We start from the raw sequence: 18,789 nt of genomic DNA, 5'->3' as shown, positions 1-18,789 counted from the left end.
GGCCAATCCGAAGATTGGCCTAAGTCTTTGATTCTTATGGTCGGGACGGGAAGATTCGAACTTCCGACCCCATGCACCCCATGCATGTACGCTACCAGGCTGCGCTACGCCCCGACGAGGTGAGAATTATAGCAGAGGCTTTTAGGTTTTTGCCATGCTTTGCGCATGATTCATAGCGAACTGCGCAAACTTTTTTTCAGCCTGGCGGCACAGCGTGCTACTCGCCCAGCAGCAATGCCGTCAGGACGATGCGGAAACCGGCGATCAAGGGTTCGACCTTCATGTCCGGATTGTGCACCGCCCGCACGGGCAAGCCCTGGTACATGGCGATCATGGTATTGAGCCGCCCTTCCAGCATCTCTTCGTCGGCCGGCAAGCCGCGCTTGATGCGCGCATCCCGGATGATGGAGAGAAACAGCTTGCGCGAGCGCACGTCCGCGCAATGCAACATTTCAGCAATCACGGGATTGCGCGACGCTTCGGCAAAAATTTCCAGCGGCATCACCCAGGTTTTCGGGTCCAGGCTTTCCAGCACATGCTCGCCAGCATTGTCGACCACGGCCTGCAGCGGATCGTCGCGCTGCGCCAGGTCCTGCATCAGGTTGGTGACCCGCTCCATGTTCTTCATGACGAAGCCGGCGATGATCGCATCCTTGCTGTCAAAATAATTATAGATGTGGCCCGCGCTCATGCCGGCCGCCTTGGAGATCTCGGCCATGCTGGCGCCGTGGAAGCCGCGGCGGCTGAAACAACTTTCGGCCGCATCGAGCACCTGCTTGCGCCGCGTGTTGGCGCGCTCGGGATCCGGATGCTTCTTTTCAACTTGGTTCATGATTTTCCAGTAGCGCGCCGGCCCTGCCCCTGCGGGCAAGGCCGGCGTCGGCGTCCCCGTGATTATTGGACGCTGCCAGCCGCCGCGACGGCTGTCTGCTCAGGTTGCCAACCGCCGCCCAGCACCTTGTACAAAGTCACCAGGTTGGTCGACTTGGCCAGGCGCGCCGTGATCAGGCTTTGCTGCGCCGTGTACAGCGCGCGCTGGGCCACCAGGGCGTTCAGGTAGGACTCGGCGCCCTGCTTGTAGCGCGCATCGTGGATGGTGTAGCTCTTCGTCGACGCCTCGACCAGCGAGACCTGCGATTGCAGGCGCTCGTCGATGGTGCCGCGCTGGGCCAGCGCATCGGACACTTCACGGAAGGCGACCTGGATCGCCTTTTCGTATTGCGCCACGGAGATTTCACGCTGCACCTTGGCGATATCGAGGTTGGCGCGGTTCACGCCGCCATCGAAGATCGGCAAGCTGATCTGCGGAATGAAACTCCACGTGCCGCTGCCCGCCTTGAACAGGCCCGACAGGTTGTCGCTCAGCGAACCGGCCGTGGCCGTCAGCGAAATGCGCGGGAAGAAGGCCGCGCGCGCCGCGCCGATGTTGGCGTTGGCCGCGCGCAAGGTGCGCTCGGCCGCCAGCACGTCGGGACGGCGTTGCAGCACGTCCGACGGCACGCCGGACGGGATGTCCGCCAGCGCCGTCACGGCGCCGAACTCGGCTGGCGGCAGCAGATCGGCCGGCACGGGGCCGCCCACCAGCAGGACCAGCGCGTTCTGATCCAGCGCCACCTGGCTCGTGTAGACGGCCACGTCGGAACGGGCCGACTCGACGCTGGTCTGGGCATCGTACTTGTCCAGGCCGGAAGTGGCGCCGGCACTGAAGCGGCGCACGGCCAGGTCATACGACGACTGCTGGCTCTTCAAGGTGTCTTGCGCCACGCGCAGGCGCTGCTGGTCGGCCACCAGGTTCAGATACGTGCTGGCCACTTCGGCCACCAGACTGATCTGCTGCGCACGGCGCGCTTCTTCCGTGCCCAGGTATTGTTCCAGCGCGCTGTCGGACAGGCTGCGCACGCGGCCGAAGAAGTCCAGCTCGTAGGCCGACACGCCCAGGTTCGCCGTGTACTGGCGATTGATGGACGCTTCGCCGTTGGCGCTGGCGTTCTTCGGCACGCGGCTGGCCGACTGGCCGCCCGACGCCGACAAGGTCGGGATCAACGCGGCGCGTTCGATGCCATACGTGGCGCGCGCCTTCTCGATGTTGAGGATCGAGACGCGCAGGTCGCGGTTGTTGGCCAGCGCCAGTTCCAGTACCTGGCGCAGGCGCGCATCGGCAAAGAACTCGCGCCAGGCGACGTCCGCCACCGGCTTGGCGTCGGCGGCGGCCGCATCGGCCTTGTAGGAAGGACCGGTCGGCCAGCTGGTGGGCGCCGGCGCTGCCGGACGCTCGTACGTGGGAGCCAGGCTGCAACCGGCCAGCAAGGCCAGCGCCGCCATGGAGAGTAGCGATTTTTTCATATTAATGTGCATCCTTGGAAAGCGTGACGGCTGGCGAGCCAGGCGTCGCCGGCGTGGCGGGCGCGTCCGGCTTCGAGAAGAAGCCGCGCACCAGCACGAAGAACACCGGCACGAAGAAGATACCGAGGAAAGTGGCCGTCAACATACCGCCCAGCACGCCGATACCGATGGCGTTCTGGCTGCCGGAACCGGCGCCGCTGGAGATAGCCAGTGGCAACACACCGAGGCCGAAGGCAATCGAGGTCATCAGAATCGGACGCAGACGCAGACGCACCGCATGCAAGGTCGCGTCCAGCAGCGACATGCCCGATTCCTGCATTTCCTTGGCAAACTCGACGATCAGAATCGCGTTCTTCGCCGACAGCCCCACCACCGTGAGCAAGCCCACCTGGAAGTACACGTCATTCGACAGGCCGAACATCCACGTACCGAGCACGGCGCCGATCACGCCCAGCGGCACGACCAGCAGCACGGAGAACGGAATCGACCAGCTTTCATACAGCGCGGCCAGGCACAGGAACACGATCAGCAGGGACAGCGCATACAGCTGCGGTGTCTGCGAACCGGATTCGCGCTCTTCCAGCGACACACCGGTCCAGCTCATGCCGATGCCAGGCGGCAGCTTGGCCACCATTTCTTCCATCGCGTTCATGGCGGCGCCCGTGCTCTGGCCCGGCGCCGGCGTACCGAGGATCTCGACCGACGGCAAGCCTTCGTAGCGTTCCAGGCGTGGCGATGCGTAGATCCACTTGCCGGTGGCAAAGGCCGAGAACGGCACCATCTGGCCGGCGGCATTGCGCACGAACCACTTGTTCAAGTCTTCCGGCAGCATGCGCGAACTGGCATCGCCCTGGATGAACACTTTCTTCACGCGACCACGGTCGAGGAAGTCGTTGACATACGAACTACCCCAGCCCACGCTCAGCACGCGGTTGATTTCCGAGAGCTGCAAGCCCAGCGCGGTGGCTTTCTGCTGGTCGATGTCGATCTTGTACTGCGGCGTATCTTCCTGGCCGTTCGGGCGCACGCCCACCATGATGGGGTTTTGCGAAGCCATGCCCAGCAGCTGGTTACGTGCCGCCATCAGGGCGTCATGTCCGACACCGCCGATATCTTGCAGTTGCATGTCGAAACCGGTGGCGTTACCCAGTTCCAGCACGGCAGGCGGGGCGAACGTAAACACCATCGCATCCTTGATCTGCAACAACTTGCCCATGGCGCGACCGGCCACGGCAGGCGCTTTCTGTGACACGTCCTTGCGCAACGCCCAGTCCTTCAGACGCACGAAGGCGATACCCGTGTTCTGGCCGTTACCGCCGAAGCTGAAACCGGCCACGGCAAATACGGAAGCGACGTTGTCTTTCTCGCTGTTCATGAAGTGGTCTTCGACCTGTTCGATCACTTTCAGGGTGCGCTCTTGCGTGGCGCCCGTCGGCAATTGAATCTGCGTAAACAGGATGCCCTGGTCTTCTTCCGGCAGGAAGGAGGTTGGCAGGCGCATGAAGACGAATACCAGGCCGGCCAGCAAGATGACATACAACAGCATCGAACGGCCGCGGTGACGGATCATGCTGCCAACCAGGCTCTGGTACTTGTTGCTGCTGCTGTCGAAGCTGCGGTTGAACCAGCCGAAGAAACCCTTGTTGGTGGCATGGTGGCCCTTCTCGACCGGTTTCAGCAAGGTGGCGCACAAGGCTGGCGTAAACACCAGCGCGACGACCACCGACAACACCATCGACGAGACGATCGTGATCGAGAACTGGCGGTAAATCACGCCCGTCGAACCGCCGAAGAAGGCCATCGGGACGAACACGGCCGACAGCACCATGGCGATACCGACCAGCGCGCCCGTGATCTGCGTCATGGACTTGCGCGTCGCTTCCAGCGGCGACAAGCCCTCTTCGCTCATCACGCGTTCGACGTTTTCCACCACCACGATCGCATCATCGACCAGCAGGCCAATGGCCAGCACCATGGCGAACATGGTCAAGGTGTTGATCGAATAACCGAACGCGTTCAGGATGCCGAAGGTACCGAGCAGCACGACCGGCACGGCCATGGTCGGGATCAGGGTGGCGCGGAAGTTCTGCAGGAACAGATACATCACCAGGAACACCAGGATGACCGCTTCGACCAGGGTTTTGACCACTTCTTCGATCGACAGTTTCACGAACGGGGTCGTGTCGAACGCCACCTGGTAAGTCATGCCTTCAGGGAATTGCTTGCTCAATTTGCTCAGCATGGCTTTCGCCGCGTTGGCCGTGTCGAGCGCGTTGGCGCCGGTCGCCAGCTTGATCGCCACGCCGGTGGCCGCATGGCCGTTGTAGCGGGCCACGGTGTTGTAGTTCTCGCGGCCCAGTTCCATGGTGGCCACGTCCTTCAGGTACACCATGGCACCGTTGGTCGTGGTTTTCAGCAAGATGGCGCCGAACTGCTCCACCGTCTGCAGACGGCTCTGGGCCGACACGGTCGCGTTCAGCTGCTGGCCCTTGACGGACGGCGTGCCGCCCAGTTCACCGGCCGACACTTCGGCATTTTGCGCCTGCACGGCCGTGATCACGTCCGCCGGGGTCAGGTTGAAGCTTTGCAGCTTGGCCGGATTGAGCCAGATGCGCATGGCGTACTGCGAACCGAACAGGGTCACATCGCCCACGCCGGCAGCACGGCTGAGCGGATCGACGACGTTGGCGGCCACATAGTCGCTCAAGTCGGTCTGGTCCATCTTGCCGTTTTCGGAAATGAAGCCGAACACCATCAGGAAGTTCTTCGTCGCTTTCGACACGACGAGACCCTGTTGCGTGACAGCCGTCGGCAGCAGTGGCGTGGCCAGCTGCAGCTTGTTCTGTACCTGCACCTGGGCGATGTCGGGATTGGTGCCGCTGCTAAACGTCAGCGTGATGCTGATGCCGCCAGTGGCATCGCTCGACGAGGCCATGTAGCGCAAGCCGTCGATACCCTTCATCTTTTGTTCGATGACCTGGGTGACGGCGTCTTCCACGGTCTTGGCGGAAGCGCCAGGGTAGGAGCCGCTGATCGAAATCGACGGCGGAGCGATGCTCGGGTACTGCGCGATCGGCAGGCTGAGGATCGAAATCACGCCGGCAAGCATGATGACGATCGCGACCACCCAGGCAAAAATCGGGCGGTCAATGAAAAAACGGGCCATTAATATTCTCCTGAATTAGTGGGCGCTGGCAGCCGATGCGGCGGCAGAAGCGGCAGGCGCAGGAGCAGCTTCGGCCTTGGCCGGCACGGCAACGGCTGGCGCGCCTGGCTTGACTTTTTGCAAGCCTTCCACGATCACGCGGTCGCCTGCGGCCAGGCCGGACGTCACCAGCCAGTTGGTGCCGACGGTGCCGCTGGTGGTCAGCACGCGCTGCTCGACCTTGTTTTCCTTGTTCAGGATCAGGGCAGTCGCCTGGCCCTTCTGGTTGCGCGTCACGCCCACTTGCGGCACGGTGATGGCTTTTTCGTCGATGCCCGTTTCCAGCTGCGCACGCACGTACATGCCTGGCAGCAATTCGCCTTTCGGGTTCGGGAACAGCGCGCGCAAGATCACGTTGCCGGTGGTCGGATCGACCGTCACGCCGGCGAACTGCAGCTTGCCCGATTCGCTGTACTTGCTGCCGTCCGGCAAGATCAAATCGACCTTGGCCTGGCCTTCGCCCACTTTCTTCAGCGAGCCGTCGGCCATCTGGCGTTTCAGGCGCAGCAGGTCGGTGCTCGACTGGGTCACGTCGACATACATCGGATCGAGTTGCTGCACCGAGGTCAGCGCTTCGGCCTGGCCCGCCGTGACCAGCGCGCCGGCCGTCACGGTCGAGCGGCTGGTGCGGCCGCTGATCGGCGCCGTCACGGTACTGTACTTCAGGTTGATATTCGCCGACTCCAGCGCCGCGGTGGCGGACTCGACGTCGGCCTTGGCTTGCTCGAACGCGGCGATGGCATCATCGTATTCCTGGCGGCTCACACCTTCGATGGCAACCAGTTCCTTGTAGCGAGAGGCTTTCGGACCGGCCGTCAGCAGGTTGGCCTTGGCTTTCGACAGCGCGGCCTTGGCCGAATTATAGGCAGCCTGGTAGGTGGCGGAATCGATCTGGTACAGGGCCGTGCCGGCTTTCACATCGCTACCCTCGACGAACAGGCGCTTCTGGATCAAACCACCGACTTGCGGGCGCACATCGGCGACCTGGTAGGCATTCGTACGGCCGGGCAATTCGGCGCTCATCGGCAACGCGGCCGGATTAACAGTAAACACGACCACCTGTGGCGCTTGCTGCGCGTGAGGTGCTTCCTGTTTTTTACTGCAGCCGGCCATGATTACAGTGGCGCACAGAACGGCAATAGCGCCGCTCGTACGCGGCGACGTCAATGAAAAGGTTGGTTGCATCTTGGACTTTCTGAAAAAGAAGCTGGCTAGTGTCGTTAGAAATGACTAAATTTATTAACGCAGATCAAAGAATGAACGATCATTCTAAAATCGTCAAGCATCGTTACAATTGAAACATAGCAACTATCAAGCAAATTAAATTATCAATGAGGCAATAAAATGAGGACGGCGACAGCATCGGCACGTCAGCAAAGTCAGCTACAAACCTGGCGGACGGCGGCAAAAACGGCAATGCGTAAAGGTGGATTGAGTGAATACTGTAGCAGGGTCAAGATTTCTTTGCAGAACGGAACGACAAGGGTGCAACACTGGCCGCCAGGCAAGCGTCGAAAAATAATTCTTTACTAAAGGTATCGAAAAGACATGTCGTGGCAGACGCGCTACTATATTGAACACAGTGTGGTGGAACGGAGGCGCGATGATGACGGCACAGGCGCAGGGAGCGACGTGGCATGGTGGCGTGAGCGGCCCGGACACGCCGCCACTGCTGTCGACCGGCGTCGCCGGCCTCGACACCATCCTGACGGGCGGCTTGCTGGCCGAGCGTCTGTACCTGATCGAAGGCTTGCCCGGCACGGGCAAGACCACCCTGGCGCTGCAATTTCTGGCCGAAGGGGCGCGCAGCGGCGCGTCCGTGCTGTATATAGCCCTGGCCGAATCCGAGATCGAGCTGCGCGGCGCGGCCCTGTCGCATGGCTGGGACCTGGCCGGCATCGCCATCGAAGAGGTGGCGCCCAGCGACGACATGCTCGACCCCGAGCGCCAGTACACCATCTTCCATCCGTCGGAAATCGAACTGGCCTCGACCAACCAGCGCATCGTCGCCGCCATCGAAAAGCACCGTCCGGCGCGCCTGGTGCTCGACTCGCTGTCCGAACTGCAGTTGCTGGCGGAAAACCCCCTGCGCTACCGGCGCCAAGTGATCGCATTGAAGCAATATCTGGCCAGCCGCCACTGCACCACCCTCCTGATCGACGACCGTTCCGCCCTCGATGACGGCTTGCAAGTGCGTAGCGTGGCCCATGGCGTGATCGCGCTGGAGCTGCAACACCAGGCGTATGGCAATGACCGGCGCCGCGTGCGGGTGGTGAAATACCGGGGCGTGTCGTTTCGCAGCGGCACGCACGACTACAGGATCGCCGACGAGGGCCTGATCGTCTATCCGCGCCTGGTGGCGGCCGATACGCGCCGCGATGGCAACCATCGACGCCTGTCGAGCGGCGTGCCTGAGCTTGACGCGATGACAGGCGGCGGCCTGGAAGAAGGCATGAGCACCCTCATTTCCGGCCCGGCCGGCAGCGGCAAGTCCACCCTGGCGGCGCAATTCGTGCATGCGGCCACGATGCGCGGCGAGCCGTGCGCCATGTTCCTGTTCGAAGAAGCGCGCAGCAAGCTGCTGAACCGGGCCGACAACGTGGGCATGCGCCTGCAGGCGGCGCTCGACACAGGCTTGCTGAGCGTGCAGCAGATCGATCCGGCCGAGCTGACCCCCGGCGAGTTCGCCCAGGCCGTGGTCGACGCGGCGGAACAGGGCGCCCGGGTCATCGTCATCGATAGCCTGAACGGCTACATGCACGCCGTGCCCGACGAGCGCTTCCAGAGCACCTACCTGCATGAACTGCTCAATTACCTGGGCCAGCGCGGCGTGGCCACCCTGCTCGTCGGCGTGCAGCAAAACATGCTGGGCACCGCGATGACGACCGCGGCCGACGCCAGCTACCTGGCCGACGGCGTCATCATGCTGCGCTACTACGAAACGGAAGGCGAAGTGCGGCAAGCCATTTCCGTCTTCAAGAAGCGCGGCAGCGCGCACGAGCGCAGCATCCGCCCCTTCCAGATCAGCTCCCAGGGCATCCGCATCGGTCCGCCCCTGGCAGGCTTTCACGGCATTCTGTCGGGTTTGCCCACCATCGGTGGCACGCCCTTCCCCTAGGAATGATCATGGAGCAGCGCATCCTGATCTACACGCCTGGCGGCCAGGACGCCGCCCTGGCCACCAGGCTGCTCGCCAGCGAAGGCATCGCCTGCCACGCCTGCCGCTCCGCCAACGAGCTGGCCGAACAGCTGGCGCTGGGCGTCGGCGGCGTGCTGACGGTGGAGGAAGCCCTGCCCGCAGGCGTCTACTCCGTGCTCGACGCCTACGCCCGCCAGCAGCCGGACTGGTCCGATTTGCCCATCATCCTGCTGACGCACGCGGGACTCGATTCCCTGCCCTTGCGGCAAGCCGTCGCCACCCTGGGCAACCTGACCCTGCTGGAGCGCCCCGTGCACATCTTGACCCTGATCACCTCGGCCCAGGCCATGCTGCGCGCGCGCCAGCGCCAGTACCAGATGCGCGAGACGCAGCGGCGCAAGGACGAATTCCTTGCCAGCCTCGGGCATGAACTGCGCAATCCGCTGGCCCCCATCAAGACCTCGGTGGCCCTGCTCAAGCACCTGTATCCGGCATCGGAGCAGGTCGGCAAGGTGAGCGACGTGATCGAGCGCCAGGTGACGCACCTGACGCGGCTGGTGGATGACTTGCTCGACGTGGCGCGCATCACCAGCGGCAAGGTCATGCTGCAACGCAAGGAGTTCACCTTCCAGCAAGTGCTCGACCACGTGATCGAGTTGTGCCAGCCCGCGGCCGGCAGCCGGCACATCCGCATCACGCAGGACCTGCCGCCGCATGCCGTGACCTTGCACGCCGACTATGCGAGGGTGGTGCAGATCTTCGCCAATATCGTCTCGAATGCCGTGAAGTTCACGCCGGACGGCGGGCACATCCACATTACGGCGCGCCAGGTGCAGGGCCAGCTGCAGGTGGTCATCGAAGACAATGGCATCGGCATCGAGCCGGACGCCATCGCGCGCATCTTTTCCATGTTCGAACAGGGGCCCACGGTGGCGGGCCAGATGGCCGCCGGTCTGGGCATCGGCCTCAGCCTGGCGCGCCAATTTGCCGAGATGCATGGCGGCAACATCAAGGCCTATAGCGACGGCCCCGGGCGTGGCAGCCGCTTCATCGTCACCTTGCCGGCCTGCGCCGACGACGCCCAAATAGCCACCCCGGCCACGCCGGCCGCCGCCGGGAGCGAGTCGCCCGCCAGCGCAGGCCAGCCGGTGCAAGTGCTGGTGGTGGACGACAACCGCGACGCGGCCGATACCTTGCAAAGCCTGTTTCAGCTCGAGGGCTATGCCGCCAGCGCCGCGTATGGCGGCGCGCAGGCGCTGGCGGCGGTCGACAGGACCTGGCCGCAACTGGTCGTGATGGACCTGGGCATGCCGGACATGGATGGCTACGCAGCGGCACGCCAGATCCGCCAGCGCGCGCACGGGCGCGACGTGCTGCTGATCGCCGTGACGGGCTGGGGGCAGGGCGAAGCGCGCTCACGCACGGAGCAGGCCGGTTTCGACCATCACCTGACGAAACCGGTGGATTTCGCCGCCATCACCGCCCTGCTGAAACAGCACCTGGCGCGGCGCGCAGGCGCAGCTACGCGAGCGCGGTAGCGCTTATTTCCACTTGCCGCGCAATTCCTGCACCTTTTGCTGCAACAGTTCCGGCGTGGCGGCCTCGGGCGGCACGGGCATGCCCACGGCCAGCGACAGGCGCGAGCGCAAGCCTGCCTTGAAGGCGCGCTCGAACAAATGGCCATTGCGGTGGCTCAACAGATGGCCCCACAAGCCGCGCAGCGCCAGCGGAATCACGGGCACCTTGCTGCGCTCGACGATCTTGGCGATGCCGCCCTTGAATTCGCTGATCTGGCCCGTGCGCGTCAGTTTGCCTTCAGGGAAGATGCACACCAGTTCGCCTTCGTGCAGCGCTTGCGCGATATCGATGAAGGCCTTTTCCATCAGGAAAGGATCTTCCTTGGCCGGCGCGATGGGAATCGCCTTGGCGGTGCGGAAGATCCAGCCCATCAGCGGCATCTTGAAGATGCGGTGATCCATGACGAAGCGGATCGGGCGCGGGCTGGCCGCCATGATGACGATGGCGTCCACATAGCTGACGTGATTGCACACCAGCACCGCCGCGCCTTCCGTGGGGATGCGATCGCCATCGACGACTTTCACGCGATGCACGGTCTGGATGAGTATCCACGCCAGGAAGCGCATGAGGAACTCCGGCACCAGCGAGAAGATGTAGGCGGCCACCAGCACGTTCAGGATGGCCGTGACGAGGAACAGCTGCGGAATCGTGAAACCCTGGCCCAGCAGCACGATGGCCACGCCGGCCGCCGCCACCATGAACAGGGCGTTCAGGATATTCATGCCGGCGATCGTGCGCGAAATGTGTTTCGGGTCGCAGCGCGTCTGGATCAGCGCGAACAGGGGCACGATGAAGAAGCCGCCGAACACGCCGATCATGACGATGTCAATCAAAATGCGCGGCACGCCCGCCTGGCCCACGAAAGCCAGCGCGTCGACCACTTGCGTATTCACATACGCATTGCTGGCGAAATACAGGTCGATGCCGAACAGCGACAGGCCGATGGAGCCGAACGGCACCAGGCCGATCTCGATCTTGTGGCCAGACAAGCGTTCGCACAGCAAGGACCCGGTGCCGATGCCGACGGAAAACACCGTCAGCAACAGTACGAAGACGCTGTGGTCGCCATGCAGGAAATCCTTCGAGTACACGGGGAACTGCGCCAGGATCAGGGCGCCGTAAAACCAGAACCAGGAGTTGCCCAGCATGGCCAGGAAGACGGGACGGTTCTTGCGCGAAAAATTCAGGTTGCGGAACGATTCGGCGACAAAGTTCAGGCTCACCTTCAAGTCCGGCTCGGGCGCGGGGGTGCGCGGCACGCGGTAGCTGGCGATCAGCCCGAAGACAGCCACGGCAATCGTCGCGCCGGCCACCAGTTCCACGCCCAGCGGCTTGTGCACGATCAGGACGGCGCCGAGGATTTCGCCCAATAAAATGCCGACGAAGGTGCCCATCTCGATCAGGCCATTGCCGCCGACCAATTCCTCGGGTTTCAGCTGCTGCGGCAGATACGCATATTTGACGGGGCCGAACAGGGTCGAATGCACGCCCATGCCCACCACGGCGGCCACCAGCAGCCACAGGGTGTGCGTCATCCAGCCTGCGGCGGCCACGGCCATGATGGCCAGCTCCATCCATTTCACGAACCGCGCCAGGCCCGCCTTTTCAAACTTGTCGGCCAACTGGCCCGCCGTGGCCGAAAACACGACGTAGGGCAGGATGAACAGGCCGGGGATCAGGTTGGTGATGGTGGACGGGTCGAGCGTGGTCCAGCTCAGCGCGTCATAGGCGAGGATCACCATCAGCGCCGTCTTGAACAGATTGTCGTTGAAGGCGCCAAAGAACTGGGTCCAGAAGAAGGGCCCGAAACGGCGCTGCGACAATAAGGAAAACTGGCTGCTTTGACTCATGGCATGGGGAACTGGCAATTAAGGAATTGCTAAAATACAGCACTATCTTGCGCACGACAATCTGAATGTCGTCATCTTGCTTGGCATCAATACGGAAAGCGCCGCACCGCGCCATGCTGGCCCCGCACCTGACTCCTTTCCCCGGCACTACAAAAATCGCCTGTTTCTTGATAATAAGGTAATGTGCGCATACATCGGGCGCCTTCGCCCAGACCATCCACGAAAGCTGCCCCCATGTTTGGATTGATATCGCTGATCATATTTGGCTTGCTGATCACCGCCTTCGTGCAGGTGCTGCAGTACCGCAGGAAAGTCGCCGATCTGGAGTTGCTGACGGCGCGCCTGCGCAAGGACATCGACAGCGTGCAGGCGCGCCTGCGCGCGCTGGAAGGCCAGGCCGAAGCACCAGCTGACGCACCCGCCGTGAAGAGTGCAGCGCCGGTGCCGGTGCCAGTGCCGGCGCCTGTTTCCGTGCCTGCACCGGCGCCGGTGCTGGTGCCGGTGTCGAAGGCGGCCCGGATCGAGCCGGTCGAGCTGGCAAAGGTCGCGCCGGCCGCGCCCCTGCCCCCCAAGCCTGTCTCGCCCATCGAGTCGATTCCAGCCCAACCGGCCCCCGCCGCTCCCAACACCCCATCCTGGATCGCCCACCCGGACGGCCTCGTTGCCAAGGCGAAGAACTGGTTATTTACCGGCAACCTGGTTGCCAAGCTGGGCTTGCTGATCCTCTTCCTCGGCGTCAGCTTCCTGCTCAAGTATGTGTCGGCGCAGGTCACGCTGCCCATCGAGCTGCGCCTGGCCGGCATCGCGCTGGCCGACATCGCGCTGCTGGCCTGGGCCTGGCGCATCCGCATCAAACGCCCTGGCATCAGCTTGCCGCTGCAGGGCACGGCGCTGGCGATCTTGATGCTGGTGACGTTTGGCGCCTTCCGCCTGTATGAACTGATCCCGGCGGGCCTGGCGTTTGCCGTGCTGTTCGTGCTGACGGCGTTCACCTGCCTGCTGGCCGTGCTGCAAAACGCCGTCTGGCTGGCCGTCTTCGGCATCGTCGGCGGTTTTGCCGTGCCCTTGCTCGTGTCGACGGGCAGCGGCAACCATATCGGCCTGTTCAGCTATTACGCGCTGCTCAACGCGGGCGTCTTCGCCATCGCCCTGAAACGCGCCTGGCGCGTGCTCAATGTGCTGAGCTTTGGCTTCACCTTCGTCGTCGCCACCACCTGGGGCCTGCTGCGCTACACGCCCGAGCACTACCTGTCGACGCAGCTGTTTTTGATCCTCTTCGTGCTGTTCTATATCGGCATCGCGATTGCCTACTGCGCACGCCAGGCGCCGCGCCTGAAACACTATGTGGATGGCACCCTCGTGTTCGGCACGCCGCTGGCGGCCATGGGCCTGCAATACGGACTGGTGCGGCACGTTGAATTTGGCCTGGCGTTTTCCGCGCTGCTTGCCGGTTTGACCTACACGGGAATGGCCGTGGCGCTCTGGCGCCGCGTTGGCTTCCGCCTGCTGGCCGAAGCCTTCCTGGCGCTGGGCATCGTCTTTGGCACCTTGGCCATCCCGTTCGCCCTCGACGGCCGCTGGACGTCGGCCGCCTGGGCGCTGGAAGGCGCGGGCATCGTCTGGGTCGGCTTGCGCCAGCGCCAGACGCTGGCCTGGGCCTTCGGCCTGCTGGTGCAGGCGGCAGCCTGGATCGCCTTCCTCGTCGCCATGCAAGGACTCGATACGGCCGCGGCCATGCAGGCCAACATCTGGCTCGGCTGCGCGCTGCTGGCCGCCGCCGCGCTGGTGATGGCCTACAATTTCCGCCGCCATGCCAGCCATCTGCATCCTGAGTTCATGCGCAGCCTGTCCGTGCTGTTCCTGGCGGCCGCCACGGCCTGGCTGTTGGGTGGCCTGTGGAGCGAAATCCTGCTGCGCACGGATGCTGCCACGCAACTGAACCTGCTCACCGTCAGCGCCCTGGGCGTGGCCGCCCTGCTGGCGGTGCTGGCGCGGCGCGAACAATGGCATGCGCCGCGCGCCCTGCTGCTGGCCGTGCAGGTGCTGGCCGGCATGGTCATGCTGAGCCGCGCCAGCTGGGCCTGGGACCAGCATCCTGCCAGCCTGTTCGACGGCTCCTTCCTCAGCGCCCTGCTGCTGGGCGCCGCCGCCTTTGCCAGCGCCCGTTTCCTGGCGCTGCGCGCACGCGGCGGCGACGAACTGCTGGCCCTGGTCGCACGGCCCCTGCTGGTCTGGAGCGGCTTGCTGTGGTTTGCCGCCATCCTCGTGCCCTTCACCAGCTGGCTGCTGCGCCTGACCGACGGCGACCTCGCCATGCAGCCGCATGCGGGCGAGCACTGGCTGGCGCTGTACCTGATTGCCGTGTGCGTCACGACGCCCGTATTCGCCATCCTGGCGCGGCGCCTGGAGTGGCCGCAGTTACGCTGGTTCAGCGTGGCTGCCTGGCTCGGCCTGGGCCTGTGGAGCGCCAACCTGCTGCTGGCGCTGTACCTGCGCGATTACCTGCCGACGGGCTTGAGCTGGCTGGCCCTGGCCGGTGCCCTGGCGGCCGGCGAATACCTGCTGAGGGTCTGGCCGCAAGCGGGCTGGCAACTCGACGTGCGGGTGCAGCGCCTGCTGCATACGCTGCGCACGGCCGCGCCCTGGCTGATGCTGTGGCCCGTGGGCGCCATGCACGTCAGCGCCTGGCTGGCACAGCATGAAGAGCGCGTCAGCCCCGCCTGGGCCCGCTATTTGCCAGCCTGGGTCATGATGCTGGTCCTGGCCTGGCTGATCCGCCGTTGCCGCGCCGGCGCCTGGCCGGTGGCGCCGATCGCCGCGTGGTACCAGCGCACCTTGATACCGCTGGGCGCGCTGTGGTCGCTGCTGCTGATCGCCACGTGGAATATTGTCGACGACGGCACCATGGCGCCGCTGCCCTATTTGCCACTGCTCAATCCGCTGGACCTGAGCACAGGCTTTGCCATCCTGCTGGCCATCGCCAGCTACCGTTTATTCCCGGCCGGCCAGATCCCGCTGCCCGCCCTGTGGCAAGCGCGCTTGCCGGCCGTGGCCGCCTGCTGCGTGTATGGCTGGTTCAACCTGATGCTGCTGCGCACGGTCTCGCACTATCTGGGCGTGCCGTACACCTTTGACGCCATGCTGGCCTCGCAGTTCGTGCAGGCGATGCTGTCGCTGGTGTGGAGCGTCACGGCCCTGCTGCTGATGCGCCACGCGGCGCGCCAGCAGCGGCGCCAGCAGTGGAGCCTCGGCGCCGTGCTGCTGGGGCTGGTCGTGCTGAAACTGTTCCTGATCGACCTGTCGAACGTGGGCGGTATCGAACGCATCGTGTCCTTCGTGGGCGTCGGCTTGCTGATGGTCTTGATCGGCTACCTGGCACCCTTCCCCAAGGCTGCCGCGCCAGCGCCGGCCGAACCGCAACAAGGAGCCGCATGAAAGCCTCATTGATCTGCTGCAGTCTGCTGGTGGCAGGCGCCGCGCTGGCCGCGCCTGGCCAGGACCGGCCACAGGACTATCGCTGGAGCATCGCGTTGACGCCGCAGCCCGGTGCCGGCCTGAGCCGCATAAGCGTGCCCACCGACGTATACCTGCACGCGCGCTCGGCCAGCCTGGCCGACGTACGCCTGTTCGACAGTACCGGCAAGCCGCTGGCCTTCGCCCTGACGGCCCCGCCCGCGCAATCGCGCACGCAGCGCGACACGCTTGCCATGCGCATTTTCCCCGTCACCGGAAAAAACATCGGCTACTACGAATTGGACAACGTGGATATCCGTACCGGCAATGACGGCCGCCTGTTGTCCGTGACGGCGCGTGGCGGCAGTGCGCACGATGCACCGCCGGGCTTGCAGGGGCTGATCCTCGACGCGGGTCCGCCCGCCAAGGACAGCCGTATCGACGCCCTGCGTTTTACCTTGCCACCGGGAACCGACAACTACAATGCGCAAGTGCTGCTGGAAGTAAGCGACGACTTGAAGCAGTGGGACGCCATCGCCACCACCACCCTGAACTGGCTGCGCAACAGCGACACGCAAACCCTGGCCAACGACCGCATCGAATTCTCCCCGCGTAGCTTCCGCTATGCGCGGCTGAGCTGGCAATATGGCGACCCCATCACTTTCGCCAGCATCGCCGCGCAGCAAGTCAGTGTCACGGCCATTGTCCCGCCGCGCGCCACCATCGCACTGAAGGGAACGACAGGCAAGAGCCTGGACGAGCGCCTGTATGCCACGCCGATCGCCATTCCCGCCGACAGCATCGGTTTGCAGCTGGATGAGGGCAACACCTCCATGCCCGTCACCCTGGGCGTGTATCACCCGGCCAGCGAAGCGCCGCGCCATCGCCTGCACCTGCGACCGCAGGCACGCGCCACGCAAGCGGCCTACTTCGAGCCACTGCTCAATACCACCTTCTACCGCATCAGCATGGATGGCAAGGAACGCGTGTCCGGCGACCTGTCCATGCCCGTCGTACAAACGGCGCAATGGGTGCTGCGCCCGCAATATCAAAGCGGCACGAACCCGAACCTCAACTCCGTCCTGCGCCTGGGCTGGACACCTGCCAGCCTGGTGTTCCTGACCAGCGGCAAGGGCCCATATCAACTGGTTTTCGGCAAGAATGGCGCGACCTCGGCAGCGCTGCCCCTGTCGCAGGTGGCGCCCGGCTTCACGCACGAAGAATTGCTGGCGCTGCCTGTCGCCACGGCAGCCAAAGTAGTGGCGCTGACCAGCGACGCCCCCGTCGAGAAAACCCCCGACGGCGCAGGCTTGCGCCTGACCGCACTATGGGCCGCACTGCTGCTGGGCGTGGCCGTGCTGGGCTTTTTTGCCTGGCGCTTGCTGTCGCAGATGAAAGAGGAACAAGGCAGTACCGACAAGCACGGGCATTAGCCCGGCCGCGACATCGCCACCGCTACTGCCGCAGCAGCGCCTTGAACGTCTGCGGCATCCACGGCCGTGCCGCCAGCATGAAGCTGATGGCCAGGCGCTCATCGCCGGGCAGGCGCGCGTCTTCCTGATGCTGCTGCGAGAATTCCACCGCCACTTGCTTCAGGCGCTCCAGCAAGGCGGCCGTGGATTTTTTCGACAGCATCACGTTCACCAGACGCAGCAATTCTGTCTCGCCATCGAATTGCGAATTCAAATAGTCGCCATACGCTTCCTTTTTGAAATAGGTATGAATCGGGCCATTCGGTATCCACGCAAACGTGCGTGCCACCAGCAGTTTGACCCGGTTGTTCGGCAGCAGTTCCAGGAAACCGATCTTGTCGAGGCGCAGCAAATATTTGACGGCTTGCGCTTCGCTGATGTCATAGATGGCGATGATCTGCTCCAGCGGCAACAGGTTCAGGGCGGACACGGCCACCACGAACAGCCGGGTGTCGTCGATGATTTCCTTTTCCTGGGCATACGTCAGCCCGGTGATCAGGGTGGGCGCGGCCTGGGCCGACTGCACGGCCAGCGCCAGCTGCTGGAAATCGCTGCCGATGGCGACCAGGATCTGGTCCAGCCGCTGCAGCGTAAATTGCTTCTGCGAAAACATCCGCTTGACGCTCGCTTCGGACACGCCGATGCGCTGGGCCAGCTCGGCATACGTGACGGCGCGCGCCTTCAACAGACGTTTCAAGGCTTCGATCAGGGCGTGGGTTTGCGGCATGCACTTCCTTTATAAAAATGGCATCGGTTGTGGCGGCAAAAAAGTAGCGCAATACGCTACCTGCGGTATGCCTGCCCGCTACGAGTAGCGTTTTCATTGACCAATTGCCCTCAGTCTACAATGATGGCGTTGCCACTTGGCACACTTGAAGGAGAAACACATGAAACGCCTGCTGCCCCTCTGCCTGTCCCTGTCGCTGTTGACGCTCTCCGTGGCCGCGCCCGGCCTGGCCCATGCCGCCGCCTCGGAGAACCTGTCGAAAGGCTCGCAAAACCTCAGCCAGGGCTCCGCCGTCGTCGTCGCAGGTTCCATGTCGATGCTGGTCGCTTCCGGCCAGGTTGTCGTCGCCAGCGTGGAAACGGTGGGCGAAGGCATCGTCATCGTGCTCAAAGGCGCTTCCGAAGCGGGCGGCGCTTCCATCCAGATGAGCACGCAAGCGGCCCAGGGCCTGTCGCTGGCAGCCGGCACCGTGGTCAATGTGGTGGCGCTGTCCACCGGCCATATGCTGGTGCTGTCCGGCAAGGCCATCGCCTTTATCCCGAACGAACTGGGCAAGGCCCTGCTGCACCACTCCAAAGTGTAAATCAGCCATGCAAAACCACCATCCCATGAAACAGTTGCTCGCCATCGCCGTGCTGTGCGCCGCCAGCCTGACGGCCCAGGCCGCCAACTCCGACACCACCAACGCCTCCGACAACGCCAGCATGGCCTCGGCCATCGTGCTGGTTGGCTCCATGTCGGTGATGGCCGCCGCCGGTGAGATCGTCATCGACAAGGTGGAAGACGTGGCCGACGGCAGCGTCCTGGTGCTGAAAAGCGCGGCCAGGGGCGCATCTTCCGCCGCCACGGCCTCCGTCAAGCTGAGCCAGAAAGCCACGCAAGGCCTGTCGCTGGCGGCCGGCACGGTGGTCAAGGTGGTGGCCGTCTCGACGGGCCACATGCTGACGCTGTCGGGCAAGGCCATCGCCTATGTGCCGAACGCGGCCGGCAATGCCATCCTCCACCATTCGAAAGCGTAAACC

General features: G+C 64.0%; 12 protein-coding genes and 1 tRNA gene. 6 read left to right on the top strand and 7 right to left on the bottom strand.

What is annotated here, in order from left to right:
- Positions 1-37: 37 nt before the first annotated feature.
- The 5 genes from ACP7DW_RS13860 to ACP7DW_RS13840 form a co-directional block, all read right to left on the bottom strand.
- Positions 38-114: transfer RNA gene (locus ACP7DW_RS13860), tRNA-Pro, on the bottom strand.
- A gap of 103 nt (positions 115-217) precedes the next feature.
- On the bottom strand, positions 218-832 hold the full coding sequence (locus tag ACP7DW_RS13855) for a TetR/AcrR family transcriptional regulator (RefSeq protein WP_426057133.1): 615 nt from the start codon (positions 830-832) through the stop codon (positions 218-220).
- 62 nt (positions 833-894) lie between these two features.
- Positions 895-2,343 (bottom strand): AdeC/AdeK/OprM family multidrug efflux complex outer membrane factor, encoded by a 1,449-nt coding sequence (gene adeC / locus ACP7DW_RS13850; RefSeq protein ID WP_426057134.1) that lies wholly within the window; start codon positions 2,341-2,343, stop codon positions 895-897.
- 1 nt (position 2,344) lies between these two features.
- A complete protein-coding gene (locus ACP7DW_RS13845) occupies positions 2,345-5,509 on the bottom strand; it encodes an efflux RND transporter permease subunit (RefSeq protein ID WP_426057135.1) in 3,165 nt (1,054 codons plus the stop codon).
- 15 nt (positions 5,510-5,524) lie between these two features.
- Positions 5,525-6,733 carry an efflux RND transporter periplasmic adaptor subunit gene (locus ACP7DW_RS13840; RefSeq protein WP_426057136.1) on the bottom strand — a complete coding sequence of 403 codons (1,209 nt, stop codon included), beginning with the start codon at positions 6,731-6,733 and terminating at the stop codon, positions 5,525-5,527.
- Between the two features lie 418 nt (positions 6,734-7,151).
- Here ACP7DW_RS13840 and ACP7DW_RS13835 point away from each other — a divergent pair, with 418 nt between their 5' ends.
- Together ACP7DW_RS13835 and ACP7DW_RS13830 are read left to right on the top strand one after the other, a co-directional pair.
- Positions 7,152-8,666, top strand: coding sequence for an ATPase domain-containing protein (locus tag ACP7DW_RS13835; RefSeq protein ID WP_426057137.1), 1,515 nt, complete (start codon positions 7,152-7,154; stop codon positions 8,664-8,666).
- Positions 8,667-8,674: 8 nt separating this feature from the next.
- Entirely contained in the window at positions 8,675-10,225 is a 1,551-nt protein-coding gene (locus ACP7DW_RS13830) for a hybrid sensor histidine kinase/response regulator (RefSeq protein ID WP_426057138.1), read from the top strand.
- Between the two features lie 3 nt (positions 10,226-10,228).
- Here the strand turns inward: ACP7DW_RS13830 and ACP7DW_RS13825 are convergent, their stop codons facing one another.
- Positions 10,229-12,115, bottom strand: coding sequence for an MFS transporter (locus tag ACP7DW_RS13825; protein WP_426057139.1), 1,887 nt, complete (start codon positions 12,113-12,115; stop codon positions 10,229-10,231).
- Between the two features lie 234 nt (positions 12,116-12,349).
- On the opposite strand from ACP7DW_RS13825, the gene ACP7DW_RS13820 reads away from it, so the two are divergent.
- A complete protein-coding gene (locus ACP7DW_RS13820) occupies positions 12,350-15,550 on the top strand; it encodes a DUF2339 domain-containing protein (RefSeq protein ID WP_426057140.1) in 3,201 nt (1,066 codons plus the stop codon).
- Positions 15,547-17,001, top strand: a complete 1,455-nt coding sequence (locus tag ACP7DW_RS13815) for a DUF3999 family protein (protein ID WP_426057141.1) — start codon at positions 15,547-15,549, stop codon at positions 16,999-17,001. The genes ACP7DW_RS13820 and ACP7DW_RS13815 overlap by 4 nt, the downstream gene beginning before the upstream one ends.
- A 22-nt stretch (positions 17,002-17,023) precedes the next feature.
- On the opposite strand, the gene ACP7DW_RS13810 is transcribed toward ACP7DW_RS13815, so the two are convergent.
- A complete protein-coding gene (locus ACP7DW_RS13810; RefSeq protein WP_426057142.1) occupies positions 17,024-17,767 on the bottom strand; it encodes a helix-turn-helix domain-containing protein in 744 nt (247 codons plus the stop codon).
- Between the two features lie 160 nt (positions 17,768-17,927).
- On the opposite strand from ACP7DW_RS13810, the gene ACP7DW_RS13805 reads away from it, so the two are divergent.
- Entirely contained in the window at positions 17,928-18,350 is a 423-nt protein-coding gene (locus ACP7DW_RS13805) for a hypothetical protein (protein ID WP_298408661.1), read from the top strand.
- Positions 18,351-18,375: 25 nt separating this feature from the next.
- Positions 18,376-18,786, top strand: coding sequence for a hypothetical protein (locus ACP7DW_RS13800; RefSeq protein ID WP_426057143.1), 411 nt, complete (start codon positions 18,376-18,378; stop codon positions 18,784-18,786).
- Positions 18,787-18,789: the final 3 nt, after the last annotated feature.

The organism is Janthinobacterium sp. PSRC1-1 (assembly GCF_049897525.1).
GTDB classification, from domain to species: Bacteria; Pseudomonadota; Gammaproteobacteria; order Burkholderiales; family Burkholderiaceae_D; genus Janthinobacterium; species Janthinobacterium tructae.
Note: the sequence above shows the minus strand (reverse complement) of the source record. Positions and strands in the feature narration are given on the sequence as shown.